Raw genomic sequence first — 17,973 nt, 5'->3', positions numbered from 1 at the left:
AAATCGAGTGTGATAGAATATTTTTTTCTGTCACACTCTATAAAACTATGTCTTTATGGAATTTATTAGAGAGAAACAAAGAGAAATACCTGTGATCGCAAGACCAGATGTGTTAGTTGTTGGCGCAGGTCCCTCCGGATTAGGAGCGGCTATTGCAGCGGCTAAAAATGGAGCTCACACTATGTTAATTGAGAAATATGGTTTCCCAGGAGGCAACCTGACTACTTCAATGGTGAATCCAATCTTTACATTTCATGATATTAACGGCCGACAAGTGATTAGGGGTATTGCAGGAGAAATTGTTGAGCAAATGATTGCCTCAAAGGCTTCTATAGGTCATGTGACTGACCTTACATTCGATAATGCTTCCATGACTCCATTTGATCCGGAAAGAACCAAAGTCATTCTATTTGATATGTTAGAAGAAGCTGGAGTTGACCTGTTATTCCACACATTAGTTACAGATGCAGAAGTAAAGGATGGTATAATTGAGTATGTTGTGATTGAGAATAAATCAGGCCGACAAGCAATTTGTCCGAAATACATCATTGACTGCTCGGGCGATGCAGACGTAGCTGCTTTTTCTAATGTTCCTTTTACAAAAGGACGTGAAGAAGATGGAGCGATGCAACCTGCAACATTATATTTCAGAGTAGGGAACATTGATAATACGGAACTACGAAAGTGGATGAAAAACAATCGAAATTTACTAAAAGACAATCCTACTGATGAAGAAATTGACAGTCAGAAAGCGATTGCATTTCTCGGACTTCATGAATTAGTAGATAAAGCGATTGCTGATGGAGACTTAGACAGCGAAGTGGCACCTCGTATCTTAATGTATGAGCTTCCAAATAATCAATTCTCTGTTAATTCTACGCGTTTACAGAATGTAGATGCAACAAATGCAAAGGATTTAACACAAGCAGAAATACTTCTTCGCAAACAAGTTTTACAAGTACATGACTTCTTAAAGAAAAAAATAGGGGGATTTGCTCAATCAAATATTATCGATACAGGAATACAAGTTGGAACACGCGAATCACGTCATATAAAAGGGGATTATATATTAACGGAAGATGACATTCTGCAAGGAACAACATTTAATGATGGTATTGCGTGTGGAACATTCGCCATTGATATTCACCCGCCAAAGGGGAAGCAACAGATTTTTACCGGATCCGGCAGAGTTGTATATGAGGTTCCTTATCGTTGTCTACTTCCCAAAGGAATTGACAATTTATTAGTTGCTGGGAAAACTATTTCTGCTACGCACACAGCATTTGGCTCGATACGGGTTATGGCAACTTGTATCGCGACAGGAGAAGGTGCGGGAACAGCCGCAGCATTGTTAAACCGCAAGAAACAATTAACTCGAGAAATAGATATAGCTATATTAAAAAAGACATTAATTAAAAACGGTCAATATTTATTAAATGGAGAAAGCGAAGAAAATCGTGATGAAAGTCTTATCCTTAAACGAGTAAATGGTAGTGGAGAAAAAGCGGCTCATTACAATCCTTTCAAAAAAAGTAAATGAGCATGAGATATAATCTATTTGATAATAAATCTGTACGGTGGAAAATAGCCTTTTTACTTTGTTTAGTATCCGGATTAAATTGCTTAGATCGAAATGCATTTGCCATTCTTGCTACAACCATTCAAGAGGATTTAAACTGGTCTGATGCGGATTACGCCAATATTACAGCAGTATTTGTATTCAGTTATACGCTTATGTATGCGTTAAGTGGACGTATTATTGATAAGATCGGGACAAAAAAGGGATTTGCTATTTTCGCTGGTGGGTGGTCGTTAGTGAGTATGATGCACGCTTTTGCAGGATCTATCATACAATTTTCTATAGTTCGTTTTTTTCTTGGAATTACAGAGTCCGGGAACTTTCCTGGTGGTGTTAAAGCCTCTACAGAATGGTTTCCGTTAAAAGAAAGAGCATTGGCCATTGGCATTTTTAATGCGGGAACAGCAATAGGTGCTGCATTAGCTGTACCTATTGTTTCTTTTCTGGCAATATATTTCGGTTGGAGGGCAGCATTTTTAGCAACCGGATTATTAGGCTTTATTTGGTTATTTTTCTGGATCAGATATTATCACTTACCCAAAGATCATCCTAAAATAACAGAAGAAGAAAGATCCTATATCCTTCAGGACGAAAACATTAAAGAAGACAAACAAATCGAAACGCCAGTAAAGCTTAAACAACTTTTGAGTAAGAAAGAGACTTGGGGATGCTTTAGCGCACGCATATTTATCGATCCGGTTACTTATTTTTTGCTCTTTTGGATTCCCAAATATTTACAAGATGTACAAGGACTGTCCCTTTCTGAATTAGGAGTAACAGCATGGCTACCTTATACTGCAATGGGCATAGGTACAATATTGGGAGGAATACTCCCGCGCCATTTAATAAACAGCTATGACTGGTCTTTGAATAAAGCACGCAAAATGGTTATGGTCATTGCCTCTTTAATTATTCCGACTCTCTGTTTTCTGTTGTTCTCCGGGGTAAATACGATTGCTGCGATAGCTTGTATTTCCGGAATTATGCTGGCACATGGGTTATGGGCAAATATTACTATTCCATCAGAAATATACCCAAAGAGTGTTCAGGCCACCATTACCGGTTTAGGAGGAACTTTGGGAGGAATAACAAGTGTTGTATCTCAGAAAATGATTGGAGCAACAATTGGAACCCACTCCTATTTGCCTGTTTTTATCTATATTGGTATTGCGTATTTGGTTAGTCTTATTTGCGTACAAGTTTTGGTTGGAAAACTGGGCGTCATTAGAAACTTTAATAAATAATCTGCAAATCATGAATATAAAAAAACTATTAATTTCAAGCCTGTTTTTTTGTTCCATTTGTTTGAGTATATATGGGCAAAAAACAGCAAAACAAACAACTATTGTTACGGTAGTAATTCCAGAATCTTCTGTGAGAATTGATCCGATGATTTATGGTCAAATGTTGGAAGATTGCAATGACAAAGTAATTTATGGAGGACTCATAAATGAGGACGGAACCGAAAACACCAAAGTAAATGAACTATTAAAGCCTCTGGATATGCCAGTAATGAGATGGCCAGGGGGTACTTATGTTCATGAATATGACTGGAAAAAAGGGATTGGCCCCATGAATGAACGACCTGTTGTTGACGAATTTGCATGGAAAGGAAAGGAAACTAATTTATTTGGAACGGATGAATTCCTGAAATGGTGTAAAAAGATAGGTACAGAACCTTATATAAATTTTAATATGGGAAATGATCCGGTATATGGAGGATCATTAGGGGATGCTCTTAGCTGGATTGAATACGTTAATGGCTCGAAAGAAACAACATTCGGAAAAAAGCGAGCGTTGAACGGACATGAAGATCCTTATCTGGTAAAATATTGGGGTATCGGGAATGAGAATTATGGTCCTTGGGGAAGGCATACAGCGGAAACGGCCGATGTGTATTCCAGTAGGCTTTATCGTTGGGCAAGTGCAATCCGTTTCCAATATCCGGATTTACAGTTATTAGGTGTTGGTCATACTTATCATTGGAATGATACCGTTCTCCAAAAGAATGGAAAACTTATTGATTTTTTGACAAAGCATTTTTATATGACGGCGAAAATGAACAATGATAAATTACTAGATCCTGAATATACGTTATTTTCACCTGTAAAAATAGAACTTCATCTTCAAAAAAACGCAGAATTATTGGAGAAGTATAACAAATACTTTGGACGTCAAGGTAGCCCTATCCGATTCAGTATTGATGAATGGAATTGCCGCCATTCGGTATTTAACGGAGAAAAATATCAATTTACGCGTAATGACGCCAGAAGGCAATTTGACATAGTTACTATAGCCGGGATGTTGAATGTATTTATTCGTCAAAGCCCTTATGTAGGGATGGCTAATTATATATTCCCCGTAAATGGACATGGTTTGGTACGAACAATAGGAACAAAGGATGCCTATAAAACTCCTAATTATTTTGTTTTTGAATTATATCGTAAATATATGATTGGAAAGAAAATAGATATGGATATAAGGGGACCTGAAATAACTCTCCCTGTTAATCTATTAGCTGTAGAAGGAGACATCAGCGCAGAACTCAATAAGGGAGATATTACTGTAAATTTTATTGATGGATCAGCAGTCCTTACTGATAAAAAAGACATACATATCTCATTAATTAATCGTTCTCATACACAAAACCAGAAAACAAAAATAAAAGTGCCCGATGGTTATATCCCTACGATCATGTGGAATATTGAGAATAAAGATATTAATAATAGAAACACAGAAGATGAGAGAGAGAACATAGTTCCACAGATGATCAATCTTTCAGAAAAAGATTTAAATTCTACATTGCTCATTCCTCCTTGTGGTTTTGCTCTTATCATTTATAAAAAGATTCATTAGAAAGGTTTGAGATGAAAATAAACAACACTCAGGTAAGCATTATTATATGCCTATCACTATGTATTCTTTCGGGTTATGCCTCTACTAAAAAAACAGCAAAGCAAACAACTAATATATCAATCAAAATACCAGAAGATCCAACGCCCATAGATCCTATGATCTATGGACAGATGTTGGAAGATTGCAATGACAAAGTTATATATGGAGGACTACTAAATAAAAAAAATGAAGAAAATCCTTCAGTTTTCAAATTGTTGCAATCCCTACAAATGCCTATTGTTAGATGGCCGGCGGGTACATACATACATGAATATAATTGGGAAAACGGTATTGGTCCGAAAGAAAAACGACCGAAGATAGCATGCATTCGTTGGGGAGGTTACGACACAAATCTCTTTGGAACAGACGAGTTTCTGCAATGGTGTCAAAAAATAGGAACGATACCTTATCTCAATTTCAACATGAGTAATCATCCGGAATATGCCGCATCATTAGGAGATGCTCTGAATTGGATTGAATACGTTAATGGTTCAGAAGAGACGGCTTTTGGCATGAAACGAATAGCCAATGGACATACTGATCCATATAATGTAAAGTATTGGTGTCTTGGAAATGAAAATTACGGCTCATATGGAATTCACAAAGCTGAAACCGCTGATTTTTATGCGAACAAACTATATCAGTGGGCTTCTTGTATTAAAACATTACATCCTGATTTATACCTGTTGGGTGTAGGACATACAGATGATTGGAATCAAAAGATTTTAGAAAAAAACGGTCAATTGATTGATTTTCTAACAGTACACTTTTATATGGGTGCTAAAATAAAAGAAGATTGCATTCAGGATCCGACTTATACTTTATTTGCTCCGTTAAAAACAGAATTACAGATTCAAAGCAATTGCATCCTTTTAAATCGCATCAACAGTCAATTTAATAGGACAGATAATCCCATTCGACTGAGTATTGACGAGTGGAATTGTCGTCATTCTGTCTTCTCTAATGGTAAATATGCTTTTACAAGGAATGATGATAGAAGAGTATTTGATGTCGCTACAATAGCGGGAATGTTAAACGTTTTTATTCGTCATAGCCAATACGTAGGAATGGCAAATTACATTTTCCCGGTGAACGGCCATGGTTTGATACGTTCTGTGGGAGATGACGATGCATACAAGAGTACTATTTATTATGTTTTTGAATTATACCGTAAACACATGTATGGCAAAAATTTAACTATAAAGATAGAAGGACCTGCCATTACATTAACAACAAACAAACTGGCCGTTGAGGGGAATTTTGATTCCTCTCTCTTGCCTGAAAATATTGTTGCTACATATATTGATGGAACAGTTGTTATGCCTGATGATAACACAATAAATATTGCCTTAATAAACCGTTCTCCAGAAGATAGTCATAAAATTAACATCCAAGCTCCAGACGGTTTTATTCCTGTTGAAAGGTATCTTTTAGAAGAAAAAGATATTAACGCTGCTAATACAAAAGAAAACAGAAACAAGATAACCCCTCAATCTATAAAACTGTCAAGCAAGCAGTTAGATTTAACTATTGTGATTCCTCCTTGTGGTTTTACGATTGTGAAATATAAAAAAACTCAGACTATATTTGATTAAAAAATAGTCTTTTCTGTAATTTATTATTGCAGTAGAAGTTAAAACCAAGGCATAATGTTTGTTATAAAGCAAAAATATTATGCCTTGTCAGCCTTAGAAACCCAATAAAATATACGAATTTGAGATTTACATATATGCGAGACAGATACTGAACAATGCAACAAACAATTGATAATCCCTAAAAAAGAAACGGAGTTTCTTCAGTGTTTGAGAAATCCGGTAGGCAATTGTTTTCGGAGATACTCCGGCTTGTTTTGCTATTTCGTTGTAAGTCATATTCTGAAAACGATTCATCTCAAAGGCACTTCTATATTCGTATGGTAACTCATTTAGTGCTTTGGTTAGGAAATTGATCAGTTCTTTTCGCTCATACTTCTCATATCCATCAGTGGGTGTTATTTTTTCCTCGTATTCAGAGAATAACTCTGCCAATACTCTGTTTTTAATTTGTCTATGGGTAATTATATTAATGCACTTATTCTTTACTGCTGAGAAAAGAAAGGGTTTTATTGCAATGTCTCCCGGTAAGAGTGTGCGATTTTCCCAAAGCCATAGCATTACTTCCTGAACGACCTCTTCGCATTCCAACGGACCGGAATAGTGTGACGAAAAAGCACAAAGCTCTTTGTAATATTGCTTAAATACAATATTATAGGCTTTTTCATCTCCTTCTATCAGTCTTTGAATTAACAGGGAATTACCACTCTCCATCGGATTATATTCTCCTAATATGCTTTTTACAAACATAGTTATAAAAAAATCATTATGCAAAGAATTTCAGGCACTTGTTAAGAGAACATAAAATTAATTACTTTTTCGATTAGTACATTTTGTTTGAGGATTGCTATATAAGTATTAGAACCAGGATTTAGTTGTGTACATGTTAAACCTGAATAAAGATATTATAAATCGTTACATCCTTGAAAAATTATCGAAGGATGAAATGGAGAAGGTTGAGGCTTGGAGAAAAGCAAGTCCGGAAAATGAGTTGTTGTTCAAAAAACTGTTTTTTGTTCAACAGGCTTCGGCTGATCTTCATATAATAGATTCTATTGACATTGATGAAGCTTTGATTCGCTTGAAAAGCACTGTTAACAAAAAGGAGAAAAAGAACCAAACGAGACTTCTGTTCGTTAAGTTAGCGGCAGCAATTCTTCTCATTCCTACATTAGTACTTATCGGTTATTATATCCCTCGTCCGACAACTCAGGTTATTCCACATTTAGTAGAAGTTTCTACGAACCCAGGTGTTATTTCAACTTTTATACTGCCAGATAGTACTCAAGTATGTCTCAACGCAGGGAGTAAACTAACCTACCCCTCGGACTTTGGTCCAGAAAAAAGATGGGTCAATTTAACAGGAGAAGGGTATTTTAATGTTAAAAAGAGAGAGAATCCTTTTTTTGTTAATATAGGGTTAACGTATTCTATCAAGGTATTAGGAACACAATTTAATGTCTGCGCTTATGCAGATGATGACTTCATTAAAACAACGCTGGTAAATGGACGTGTGCAATTGAATTATCAATCAGCAAATGATATTGAAAAGGTTAGTTTCCTGAAAGAAAATGAAGCCTCTTTTTATTCGAAAGTTTACAAAGGGATGAAGATAAAAAACGCGGATATCGACGCAGATATTGCATGGAAGTACGGACGGATTGTATTTGATAACCAACCGTTAAAACAAGTAATAAAAACATTGAGTCGGTTCTACAACGTAACTTTTATTGTACAAAACAAAAATATTTACAAATCCGCAATCACAGGAAAGTTCAATAATGAACAACTTCCGCAAGTTCTTAGCTACATTAAAGAAGCGACTGGTATAAAATATAAAATTAATAAGCCAGTGGTAACACCTGACGGAATATCAAAAGTAGAAATAGTATTAACAAAATAATGAAATGCCTATGAAGTAAAATTGAAAAACAGAATGCGGTAATCTGATTTGAACAATCAGTAATACTATAATTTATCTATTATTAATTTAACCTATTATAATACGTATGAGAACCAACAAAGAAAGAACCAACAAAGGACAGAAAAGGTTGGCATGTTTTTTATTAATTCCCCTTTTCTTTGCATTAACTGCATTTGTTAATGCAACCGAGTCAAATAATTCAGAAATGCGAAAAGCATCACTCGGAGATGTTATAAAAGAAGTTGAGAAAGAAACAGGGTTTGTTTTTATCTATGACAATAATCTGGTAAATACAAAGCAATTCGTTTCTATTGAATCAAACCATTCGGATATACGCGAAACGCTAAACAACGTATCAAGACAAACGAATGTTGAATACACTATTATTGATAATAAAGTAATCCTTAAACCCAAATCAACAAATTCCGTTCCTGCAGTAGAACAAACCGGGAGAAAAGTAACTGGAACAATTGTTGACGATTCGGGCGAGCCTCTTATCGGGGTGAACATAACCATCAAAGGGACGAGCTTAGGTACAATTACTGATTTTAATGGTCATTTCTCGATTGAAGAAGTGGAAAGCAACGCTGTCTTAGTAATATCCTATATTGGTTATGTTACTCAAGAAATAAAACCGTCAAATCAGCCAATTAAGATTGTAATGAAGGAAGATACGCAAGCTTTGGACGAAGTGGTTGTTACAGGATATAGCACTCAGGCTAAAAAAGACATTACGGGCTCTGTAGCGGTTGTTGCTACCGATGATTTAAAGGAAACTCCGGTTTCAAACTTTTCTGAAGCCTTACAAGGAAAAGCAGCCGGTGTATTTGTTCAGGCAGCCGGTGGTCCGTTAGGCGAAACGACAATCCGTATTCGTGGTGTAGGTTCTGTAAATGGTGCTGACCCTTTGATCATTGTAGATGGTGTATCCGGCGTTGATATTAACGCTGTTAATCCTAATGATATCGAAACTATGCAGATATTGAAAGATGCTGCGGCTTCTGCTATTTATGGAGCTAAGGGAGCAAATGGGGTTATTATCATCACGACTAAACAAGGGAAAAAAGATGACAAGGTGAAGGTCTCTTACAATGGATATTTCGGCGTTGCAAAAATGGCTACTGACGGTTATGACCTGATGGATGCATGGGAAGCAATGGAGTTTCAGGAAGAAGGACAACGCAATTATCTTAACTATAGAGGTAAAACAACGACACATGCTCAATTTGGATCAATTGGAGCTGATGGAAGCGGACATTTAACGATGCCTTATGCTATTAAGCCGGCTGGATTATCGGAAGATCAGGTAGTCTCTCAATTCGGCAGTATAGGCGCTTGGGTTGCATCTTACAAAGACGATGGCTCCAACTCGTGGTCGCGTTCTGCTTATTACCAAATGTTGGAAGATGGGTACTCTGAGGCAGAAGCTAAAAAAGGAACCGATTGGTTTAAAGAAGCGACACAAACCGGAAAGGTACAAGATCATCAGATTTCAGTAATTGGTGGGGGAGAAAAGGCTACTTATTCGTTCTCTTTAGGTTATATGGATCGCGAAGGAACAATCAAAGAATCTTGGTTCCGTCGTTATTCTTTACGTGCAAATACAAATTTCTTTGTTAATGAGTGGTTTAATATCGGACAGAACACGAATGTTGCTGTAATTGAAAATTCAGGAGAAAGAGGCCGTCAGGGAGATGATAATACTTTTGGTAAGACATTCTCAATTCAGCCATGGGTGCCTATATATAATGTGGGAGGCGATTATGCCGGTTCACAAGCTCCCGAAGGTGGTCGTGCAAACAGTGCTGTGCAGACAATCAACAATGAAAAAGATAACCGTCGTCGTTTTATGCGTATGCAATCTGCTGCTTATGCAGAGATAATTCCATTCAAAGACTTGAAGATACGTTCTCAGTTCAGTACTCGTTTGAATGGTTATTGGGATTATTGGATGAGCAAACGCACTATTATGACAAACAAGGAAGGTTCCAGCAAGAATGATTTTAATGAAACAGCTGGTTACTATTTCAGTTGGCAGTGGACAAATACGGCTACTTATTCTAAAACATTCAATGAAGACCATACCCTTAATCTCGTAGTGGGTTCTGAAGCCATAAAAGAAGGAATGGGTAGAAGTATTAAAGCTCAACGTTATGATTATCCTTTTGAAGACAATCCGAATACGTGGATTATTAATAATGGTTCTACAGCGAATATGACCAATGAGGGCTCAATGAATAATACAGTCGGAATGTTTGGTCTCTTTGGTCGTGCAGATTATTCTTATCAGGGCAAATACTTAGCAACAGTAACTGTTCGTCGTGATGCTTCTTCTAAATTCTCTGAAAAAAATCGTTGGGGAACATTCCCTTCTGTTTCTTTAGGCTGGCGTATGACTGACGAATTATTTATGGAAAATACAAGAAGTTATTTAGATGATCTGAAACTGCGCGTTGGTTATGGTACAACCGGTAATTCAAATATTGATCCGTACAACTGGGCTTTCCAATATGGAACAGGTAATACTTATTTATATAGTATTCTTGGGACAGACTCTGATGTGGCTGCCGGTTATGGTGTAACAAACTTAGGAGATATTGACGCAAAGTGGGAAACTGCGAAAATGCTTAATGTTGGTTTTGATGCAACTGTTTTCAACAACCGTTTGAATATCAATTTTGACTATTATGTAAAGAAAACATCCGATATGTTGATTGATGCTAACTGGTCTGCATTAGCGGGTAACGCTGATAAACCGAAAGTTAACATTGGAGATATGCAAAATAAGGGTGTTGACTTAAATATCGTTTGGAGAGACAGAACTAAAGATTATAACTATTCCGTAGGACTTAATCTTTCACACTATAAGAATAAATTATTATCAATCGGTTCTAAAGCCGGTATCTTCGAAGGAACACGTATTTCTAACATGAATGTGATGATGGAAGGGTATGCTATTGGTATGTTCCATGGATATGTGACGGATGGCATTTATAAAAGTGAAGCTGATGTAACCGGCTATAAGAATGATGAAGGGAAGAATGTATTGCCATTTTCCGCTTCAGAGAAAGGATACGATGCAAAAGAATTCGTTGGTCAATTCAGGATTAAGGATGTGAACAACGATGGTAAGATCGATGCAAGCGACCGTACATTTATTGGTAATCCGCATCCGGACTTGACCGGAGGTTTAAATCTGAGTGTCGGATGGAAGAATTTTGATCTGGGAACTTATTTATACTTTTCTTTAGGAAATGATCTATTTGCATTGTATAAATATTATACACATTACGGATCTTTGCAATCTGCTTATTCAAGAGATCGCCGTGATAATTCCTGGTCTGAAGATAATCCGGATGGTATTTATCCACTATGGGCTACTGTTTCCGGAGAAAGTACAATCGCGTCTAACGAATCAAACTCAAGTTATATTGAAGACGGCTCATTTTTACGTATGCAAACGTTGACTTTGGGTTATACTTTACCTAAAACACTTGTTGATAAAGTTAAATTAGAGAAAGTACGTGTATATGGACAGGTGTCTAACGTATTCACAATAACAGGGTATTCGGGATTAGATCCACAGGTAAGAACTGATAGTGATGGTAATTCAAAAGACCGTAATATGGGTACTGACTACGGTTCATATGGTATGCCTCGTCAGTTTATCATTGGTTTGAATGTGTCATTTTAATCGTAACTAATTAAAACATAAACAAGATGAAAAAAATAATTATATATTCAGTAATTACGGCCTTGTTTTCCTTTGGATCTTGTTCTGATTTATTAGAAATTAATCCTGTGGGAAAACTTAGTGAACCAGACTTCCAAAGTCAAGATGGTGTGACCCAATTATTGACGGGAATGTATGCGAAGATGCATGATAATTCGTATTTTGAAGCAACACTTAGTAATTATGCCTACGGAGATGTAATGGGAGGCAGCGCAAATAAAGGTTCCAATTATACTGACCAGCCGGACTTTACAAGTCTCGAGATTTATAAGTTTACGACCGACAATGGTTATTTGAACACCAAATGGAAGAAATGTTACAATGGGGTGTTTGCTGCAAACAATGTGATCAAAGTAGCAGGTACAATACAAGAGACGTTGACTTCTGCATCCGGAGAATCAAAAGATTTTTATACAGAAACAGTAGCTCAGGCACGTTTCTTCCGCGCATTTTGGCATTTTGAGATAGTCAAATTATTTGGTGCTGCTGTCCCTTATGTAGATGATGCAGCAATGAAGGAAAATGTAAATCCGCAAGTATCAAATGTTGATGAGTCCGGTAATTATATTTATATCTGGGATAAAATCATTGAAGATTTTCAATATGCATATGATAATCTACCGGATATCTGGGCAAAAGAAAAAGGACGCGTCAATAAATGGGCTGCGGCTGCGTTCTTAGCTAAAGTTAAGATGTATCAATCTTCTCCCTATAACGGAAAGAATGGTTCGCAGAATCGTTGGGCAGAAGTGAAGAGCTTGTTGGAAGAAGTTATGGCTAACGGAAAGGATAATGAGGGCACAAAATTCCGTTTGGCAGATACGTACGAGCAACTTTATACTGCAGGAGAAAGTGATTGGACTGGTGAATCGGTTTTTGATATTCAAATGGCTATAACAGGTACAGTTGCTGAGACAAGTAGTATTAACGGAACATCGCATATCGGATTTACCGGCGCACTTGGAACAGGTGGTTGGGGATTCTATCAACCGTCGTATGATCTGGTTAATTCCCACATTGTGGACCAAAATGGTCTTCCTAAAATGGATGGAAGTTATAAGAATGATCCTGTGTTAACGATCCCTGATAAAAACAATGTTCCTCATACAGATTTAACGGTTTATACCGACCCGCGTCTGGATGTTTCTACAGGACGCTTCAATACGCCATTCTTAGATTGGTCAATACCTACAATTATTGATGGTTGGATTCGTGAGGTAACAAATGGCGGATATTATTTAAACAAGAAAAACATCCCTCGCAAAGCTGATAAAGGAAGCACCTCTATCTCTACTATAACCGGTTCTTCTGCAAAGAATTTCCATTTAATTCGCTATGCTGATGTTTTACTATGGTACGCAGAAGCATTAATTGAAACGGGTAATCCTCAGGGAGCAGAACAATATATAAATCAAGTTCGTGCTCGTGCTGCAAATAGTTATGTTAAAGCAGCTGATCCGGGAACAATGGGAGAAACCACATCTTCTTATGTATTGGATGATAAAGTTAATGGTACCAAGGGTGTTAATGCAGCGGCCAACTATCGTATTGGTTTATATCCGAGTTCACAATTCGCAACAAAAGAAAAAGCGACTCAGGCATTGCGCTTCGAACGCAAAATTGAAATGGCTTTGGAAGGACATCGTTGGTATGACTTAGTTCGTTGGAATGTGGCATCTCAGGAGTTAACAGATTTCTGCAAGTACGAAACCAAATGCGGCTTAGGAAAATATGGGGAAAGCGAATATGACGCAGATTGGGCTACTTTACCTATTCCTTTGAATGAGATTCAAAAGATGGATGGTCTCTTAATACAAAATGAGAATTGGAAATAATAACGAATAAATAAAAAAAGAATTTGTAATTTTACTTATTCAAACAAATTATGAAAAACGCAGAAAAAAAAGAAGGAATCAGCAGAAGACAATTCCTAAGTTATTCAGCTCTTGGACTTGCCGGGTTAACCATTCTCCCTAGTTGGGCTATTGATGGGGTACGTATTGCTCCGAGTGACCGTATTGTTCTTGGTTTCATTGGTTTGGGAAGACAAGCGTTGAGTGATTTCCGCGGATTTGCAGGATGTCCTGGGGTACAGGTGGCAGCCTGCTGCGATGTAGATACAATGAAAGTGGCGCGTTTCCAAAAAAGGATTGCAGAATGGCAGAAGTCTAAAGGAATGAACGAAAGATGTGACGCTTATGAATTTTACGAAGATTTATTGAATCGAAAAGATATTGATGCTGTAGAAGTCGTAACTCCGGATCATTGGCATGCACTTATAACCATCCATGCCTGTCAGGTTGGGAAAGATGTTTATTGTCAGAAACCATTAGCTTATACGATTACTGAAGGCTTAGAAATGGTAAAAGCTGTTCGGAACAATAAACGAGTACTGCAAGTGGGAAGTCAGCAACGTTCAAGTAAAGAGTTTCAGAAAGCTATAGAACTGGTGCAGACTGGTGCTATCGGACATATAGAGAAAATTTATGCGAGAGTAGGCGAACCGCCTACTCCGCTTAGTCTCCCGGAAGAAGCCGTACCTGCAAATTTAAACTGGAATCAATGGATGGGGCCGCTTAACGATCCTAAAATTCATTATCATCCGGATCTTTGTCCTCCTATATCGCTTAATCCTGAAGTAAACGAAAAACTTTGGGGTGCATGGCGTTGGTATCAGGAAACAGGTAATGGCTATACGGCAGACTGGGGAGCGCATATGTTCGATATTGCTCAGGCGGCTATTGGCATGGACGGTTCGGGGCCTGTAGAATTTATCCCGAAGGGTTACAATGGAACGGAATATGCCACGATGAAATATGCTAACGGCATTGTGATGACCGAGCAACCGTATTTGGACGACAATGACTCAGCACAAGGGATTAAATTTATCGGTACAAATGGTTGGATTGAAGTAGCCCGTGGTTATCTTGCTTGCTCTGATCCTTCAAAAGTTCCGTCAGAATTGGCAGGAAACCGTCCGCTTACTCCTGCACAAAGAGAAGCGAAACGAGCTCAGACTGCTGCTCAACAATCTGCTCAGAACGAGAAAAACAGGGCAAAAAGTAATGCTCTGGCCTTTGAAATTAGTTCTCCTCACATGCAAGATTTTATTGACTGTGTACGTTCGCGCGAGAATCCTATAGCTCCCGTTGAAGTGGGTTGTAGTACAAATACGCTTTGTTGTCTTGCGAATATTTCAAGAGAATTGAACAGACCGGTAAAATGGGATCCCGCAACATTAAGTTTTGGAAAAGATAAAGAGGCGAAATCGCATCGCTTGTATTATTATCAGTATAGACGTCCGTATTCGCTTTATTAACACATAACTATACTTTTAAAAATAAAAGATTATGACAAACAGAAGGGATTTTATTAAAAGCGCGTCTTTTCTTACTCTGGGAGGCTTGCTGGTTGGCAATACAAGTTGTAAGCCAACTCCCGAAGCAACAAAGGCAGCAACACAACCGGTTGTAAAAAAAAGAATCGGATTACAGATCTATTCTCTGGGAAAAGAACTTTATGCAGATGTCCCTGCCGGATTGAAGAGAGTCGGGGAAATGGGATTTACGACAATCGAGCTTGCCGGTTATAGAGAAGGCAAAATTGGTGACATCGAAATGAGTGAATTTAAGAAAATGTCGGATGATGCAGGTTTACAGATCATCAGCACGCACGTAAATCCTCCCGTTCGTGAATACACTCCGGCTAATAAAGCGGAGATTGCCGAATTCTGGAAGAAAGCGGCAGATGACCATGCTAAGATTGGCGTTACTTATTTAGTTCAACCCGGACAACCCTCAACACGTAGTGTCGAAGAAACAGCATTTGTTGGTGAAGTGTTCAATGAAGCAGGACAAATAGCTAAGGCTGCCGGCCTATCTTTCGGATACCATAATCACGACCGGGAATTTTCACGTGTAATACCGGGAGGTACGGAAATGAAGTTTGGTCGTGGCGGTTTTGGAAGAGATCAGGAAGGAGTTGAAATTGTATATGACGTATTACTTCAGAACACAGACCCTTCTTTGGTATTCTTCGAAATGGATGTTTACTGGACTGTAATGGGACAACAAGACCCGGTAGCGTATATGCAAAAAAATCCGGACAGGATCAAATTGTTACATATCAAGGATAAGGCCGTTCTCGGACAATCCGGAATGATGAACTTTGAGAATATCTTCAAACAAGCTTACGCTATAGGAATTAAAGACTATTTCGTAGAACTGGAAGGTATTGGAGAAGGCAAGCAGTTTGGTGGAGTAAAAGGATGTATTGAATATCTTCAAAATGCCCCGTTTGTGAAATAACAAAATAAAAAAGAAAGGAAAAAAGGAAGAGTCTGTTCGACTCTTCCTTTTTTTGTCAATCCAGCTTAAATGTTGCCAGTAATCCTTTATGATCTGTGGGCCAGACTCCTATTGGTTCTATAAAAATATCTTTACTATCGCTTGCTGCCCTTTTACCATACAGAATAGTCCCTGATGGGCCGACAACACGTATATCTGCCAGCTTTAATCCAGGAGTTGGACGATAATATATAAAATCAATTCTATCACGTTCATCTACCTCAGGTGCCCAAGCTAATTTCTTTAGTTCAACACCTTCCGTTGCTGCGGGAAATGTAAAACCGGGATAATCTACCGGATTAGGATACTGTTCACGGAAAGCATCAATATAACCTTTATCTTGCAGCAAAACCGAACAATCCCAATTTATAACCACTCCCTGATGATCTCGCATATTCTTGGTATCTTCCTGCCAGTCCAAATGAGATGGTTCGTTGAAATCACCTCCCAGAATAACAATATTCCCTTTCTGACTCTCCTTCTCAGCATCGTCAAGGAAAGCGACTATTGCTTCATCCCGCATCGACATTCTGTTAGCAGCTAAGATAGAATCTACGTCTGTGACCGGTTTCTCCAATTGCTTCCACGTCGTTCCGCTATATCCTCTGGGAAGATAACATTCATAATGCGTATAGTCAAGATGAGCAGAATAGAAGACAAACGATTTTCCGTTTATATCTACGGATGTTTTTAGCATCGGACGTGAATTGTTGGGAAGCGTAAATGCTGAAGTCGATTTCTGCATCTGATATTTTGACAACACCCCAACACTTAGATCGAGTGATTCGCCATAGTAAGGACATCCTTTCTTCTCTAGGGCATTCAAAAGATTAGAAATTAAGCTCTTGCCTTCGTAGTTGCGTATTTCACACAGCAGTACGACATCCGGGTTTATTTGTTTTATCAGATTGACGAGACCAAAGAAGCCTTTAGGTACAATGGTTGTTTCCTGCCATGTATTAATCTGTAAGACTTTTAGTTCCTTACTCGTAGGTTGTTTCTTTTTATTCAAATATTCTTTATAGTCTTGTTTCAACCATTCCCATCGCTCGCTCATAGCTTTTACTGATGGAGCATTAGGTTTTTCTCCACAATTCGGCTCAAAAATAAACGGTCCGGGATAACCTGCGCCTAACAAATCGTCGAACAATTGATTCCAGTTAATCAACCCTTCTCCGGCAAGCCAGTGTCTTTCATTTACAAAGTCGTAGTCCGACATATGCGTACTTTTTATCTTATGACCGACTTTGGCAACAAAAGAACTATGTGACTCTTTCAGCAAATGATTTACATCAAAACATACAGCAAGGGCATCATCTGCCTGAAGAATTTCCAACATTTCATCAGCAGTGTTGCCCAAACAGGTTCTTGGCAGGTTCTCTACTAACAAAGTAACCCCTAATTCTTTTGCTTTATCAGCCAATACCTGCATGGACTTTTTACAAGCCTCCAAACGTAGAGGCCGTTCTTCATCTGCTATTGGTTCTAAACTCGGATGAATAACAAAATAAGTAGGTTTTAATGCTTTAGCGCTCATTTCCATATCCTTGATATTTTTCTCAACAGCACCTTGTTGAATCGTTTCATCAACAGTCGAGATATCATAAGTCCGGCTGAAAGGCAAATGGACAGACCAGATACGTACTCCGGCTTTATCAGCTCTTCTCTTAACCTCTACAGCCCATTCTTCCGTATTTTCCTTTGGTGCTTTATACCAATCCACCTCTAAATAAGGCATATTAAACTCAGCTAACTCATTCAACTGTTCCTGCGTCATCGGAATAAAAACATCGTCATTAGCAGAACCGGCAACCCATTTGTCAATCGAGTTGGATGGATTGCTCTGGCAACCCATCCATATTGTTGATACAAAAAGGAATAAACCTAAATATTTTCTCATATCT

At 38.0% G+C, this 17,973-nt stretch carries 11 protein-coding genes; 9 read left to right on the top strand and 2 right to left on the bottom strand.

The features are described from left to right. The first annotated feature begins 55 nt into the window (after positions 1-55). From PHT93_RS00595 to PHT93_RS00580, 4 genes are read left to right on the top strand one after another with little or no spacing between them, the layout of a single operon-like run. Positions 56-1,540 carry an FAD-dependent oxidoreductase gene (locus PHT93_RS00595; protein WP_300238206.1) on the top strand — a complete coding sequence of 495 codons (1,485 nt, stop codon included), beginning with the start codon at positions 56-58 and terminating at the stop codon, positions 1,538-1,540. Between the two features lie 2 nt (positions 1,541-1,542). Further along, positions 1,543-2,823 (top strand): MFS transporter, encoded by a 1,281-nt coding sequence (locus tag PHT93_RS00590; RefSeq protein ID WP_300238205.1) that lies wholly within the window; start codon positions 1,543-1,545, stop codon positions 2,821-2,823. Between the two features lie 10 nt (positions 2,824-2,833). Then, positions 2,834-4,435 carry an alpha-L-arabinofuranosidase C-terminal domain-containing protein gene (locus PHT93_RS00585; RefSeq protein WP_300238204.1) on the top strand — a complete coding sequence of 534 codons (1,602 nt, stop codon included), beginning with the start codon at positions 2,834-2,836 and terminating at the stop codon, positions 4,433-4,435. An 11-nt stretch (positions 4,436-4,446) separates the two neighbouring features. Continuing rightward, the gene (locus PHT93_RS00580) at positions 4,447-6,069 is read left to right on the top strand and encodes an alpha-L-arabinofuranosidase C-terminal domain-containing protein (RefSeq protein ID WP_300238202.1); all 1,623 of its coding nucleotides are present in this window, start codon (positions 4,447-4,449) and stop codon (positions 6,067-6,069) included. Positions 6,070-6,195: 126 nt separating this feature from the next. Here the strand turns inward: PHT93_RS00580 and PHT93_RS00575 are convergent, their stop codons facing one another. Then, a complete protein-coding gene (locus PHT93_RS00575; protein ID WP_300238201.1) occupies positions 6,196-6,816 on the bottom strand; it encodes an RNA polymerase sigma-70 factor in 621 nt (206 codons plus the stop codon). 133 nt (positions 6,817-6,949) lie between these two features. On the opposite strand from PHT93_RS00575, the gene PHT93_RS00570 reads away from it, so the two are divergent. From PHT93_RS00570 to PHT93_RS00550, 5 genes are all read left to right on the top strand, one after another. Further along, complete coding sequence (locus PHT93_RS00570; protein ID WP_300238199.1) at positions 6,950-7,969, top strand: FecR family protein; 1,020 nt, start codon at positions 6,950-6,952, stop codon at positions 7,967-7,969. A gap of 106 nt (positions 7,970-8,075) precedes the next feature. Continuing rightward, entirely contained in the window at positions 8,076-11,684 is a 3,609-nt protein-coding gene (locus tag PHT93_RS00565; protein WP_300238197.1) for a TonB-dependent receptor, read from the top strand. A 26-nt stretch (positions 11,685-11,710) separates the two neighbouring features. Further along, positions 11,711-13,558, top strand: a complete 1,848-nt coding sequence (locus PHT93_RS00560; protein ID WP_300238196.1) for a RagB/SusD family nutrient uptake outer membrane protein — start codon at positions 11,711-11,713, stop codon at positions 13,556-13,558. 50 nt (positions 13,559-13,608) lie between these two features. Next, positions 13,609-15,042, top strand: coding sequence for a Gfo/Idh/MocA family oxidoreductase (locus PHT93_RS00555; protein ID WP_300238195.1), 1,434 nt, complete (start codon positions 13,609-13,611; stop codon positions 15,040-15,042). Positions 15,043-15,073: 31 nt separating this feature from the next. Continuing rightward, positions 15,074-16,030: a sugar phosphate isomerase/epimerase gene (locus tag PHT93_RS00550; protein ID WP_300238194.1), complete on the top strand. Its 957-nt coding sequence runs from the start codon at positions 15,074-15,076 to the stop codon at positions 16,028-16,030. 55 nt (positions 16,031-16,085) lie between these two features. Here PHT93_RS00550 and PHT93_RS00545 read toward each other — a convergent pair whose 3' ends face one another. Continuing rightward, complete coding sequence (locus PHT93_RS00545; RefSeq protein WP_300238193.1) at positions 16,086-17,969, bottom strand: TIM barrel protein; 1,884 nt, start codon at positions 17,967-17,969, stop codon at positions 16,086-16,088. Between the last annotated feature and the right edge of the window lie 4 nt (positions 17,970-17,973).

The organism is Massilibacteroides sp. (assembly GCF_028705895.1).
Classification (GTDB): Bacteria; Bacteroidota; Bacteroidia; order Bacteroidales; family Tannerellaceae; genus Massilibacteroides.
This window is presented reverse-complemented; position numbering and strand designations above follow the sequence as displayed.

Coding starts and splice junctions, on each gene's coding strand:
- PHT93_RS00595 (WP_300238206.1), top strand. CDS start 56: ATGGAATTTATTAGAGAGAAACAAAGAGAAATACCTGTGATCGCAAGA.
- PHT93_RS00590 (WP_300238205.1), top strand. CDS start 1,543: ATGAGATATAATCTATTTGATAATAAATCTGTACGGTGGAAAATAGCC.
- PHT93_RS00585 (WP_300238204.1), top strand. CDS start 2,834: ATGAATATAAAAAAACTATTAATTTCAAGCCTGTTTTTTTGTTCCATT.
- PHT93_RS00580 (WP_300238202.1), top strand. CDS start 4,447: ATGAAAATAAACAACACTCAGGTAAGCATTATTATATGCCTATCACTA.
- PHT93_RS00575 (WP_300238201.1), bottom strand. CDS start 6,816: ATGTTTGTAAAAAGCATATTAGGAGAATATAATCCGATGGAGAGTGGT.
- PHT93_RS00570 (WP_300238199.1), top strand. CDS start 6,950: ATGTTAAACCTGAATAAAGATATTATAAATCGTTACATCCTTGAAAAA.
- PHT93_RS00565 (WP_300238197.1), top strand. CDS start 8,076: ATGAGAACCAACAAAGAAAGAACCAACAAAGGACAGAAAAGGTTGGCA.
- PHT93_RS00560 (WP_300238196.1), top strand. CDS start 11,711: ATGAAAAAAATAATTATATATTCAGTAATTACGGCCTTGTTTTCCTTT.
- PHT93_RS00555 (WP_300238195.1), top strand. CDS start 13,609: ATGAAAAACGCAGAAAAAAAAGAAGGAATCAGCAGAAGACAATTCCTA.
- PHT93_RS00550 (WP_300238194.1), top strand. CDS start 15,074: ATGACAAACAGAAGGGATTTTATTAAAAGCGCGTCTTTTCTTACTCTG.
- PHT93_RS00545 (WP_300238193.1), bottom strand. CDS start 17,969: ATGAGAAAATATTTAGGTTTATTCCTTTTTGTATCAACAATATGGATG.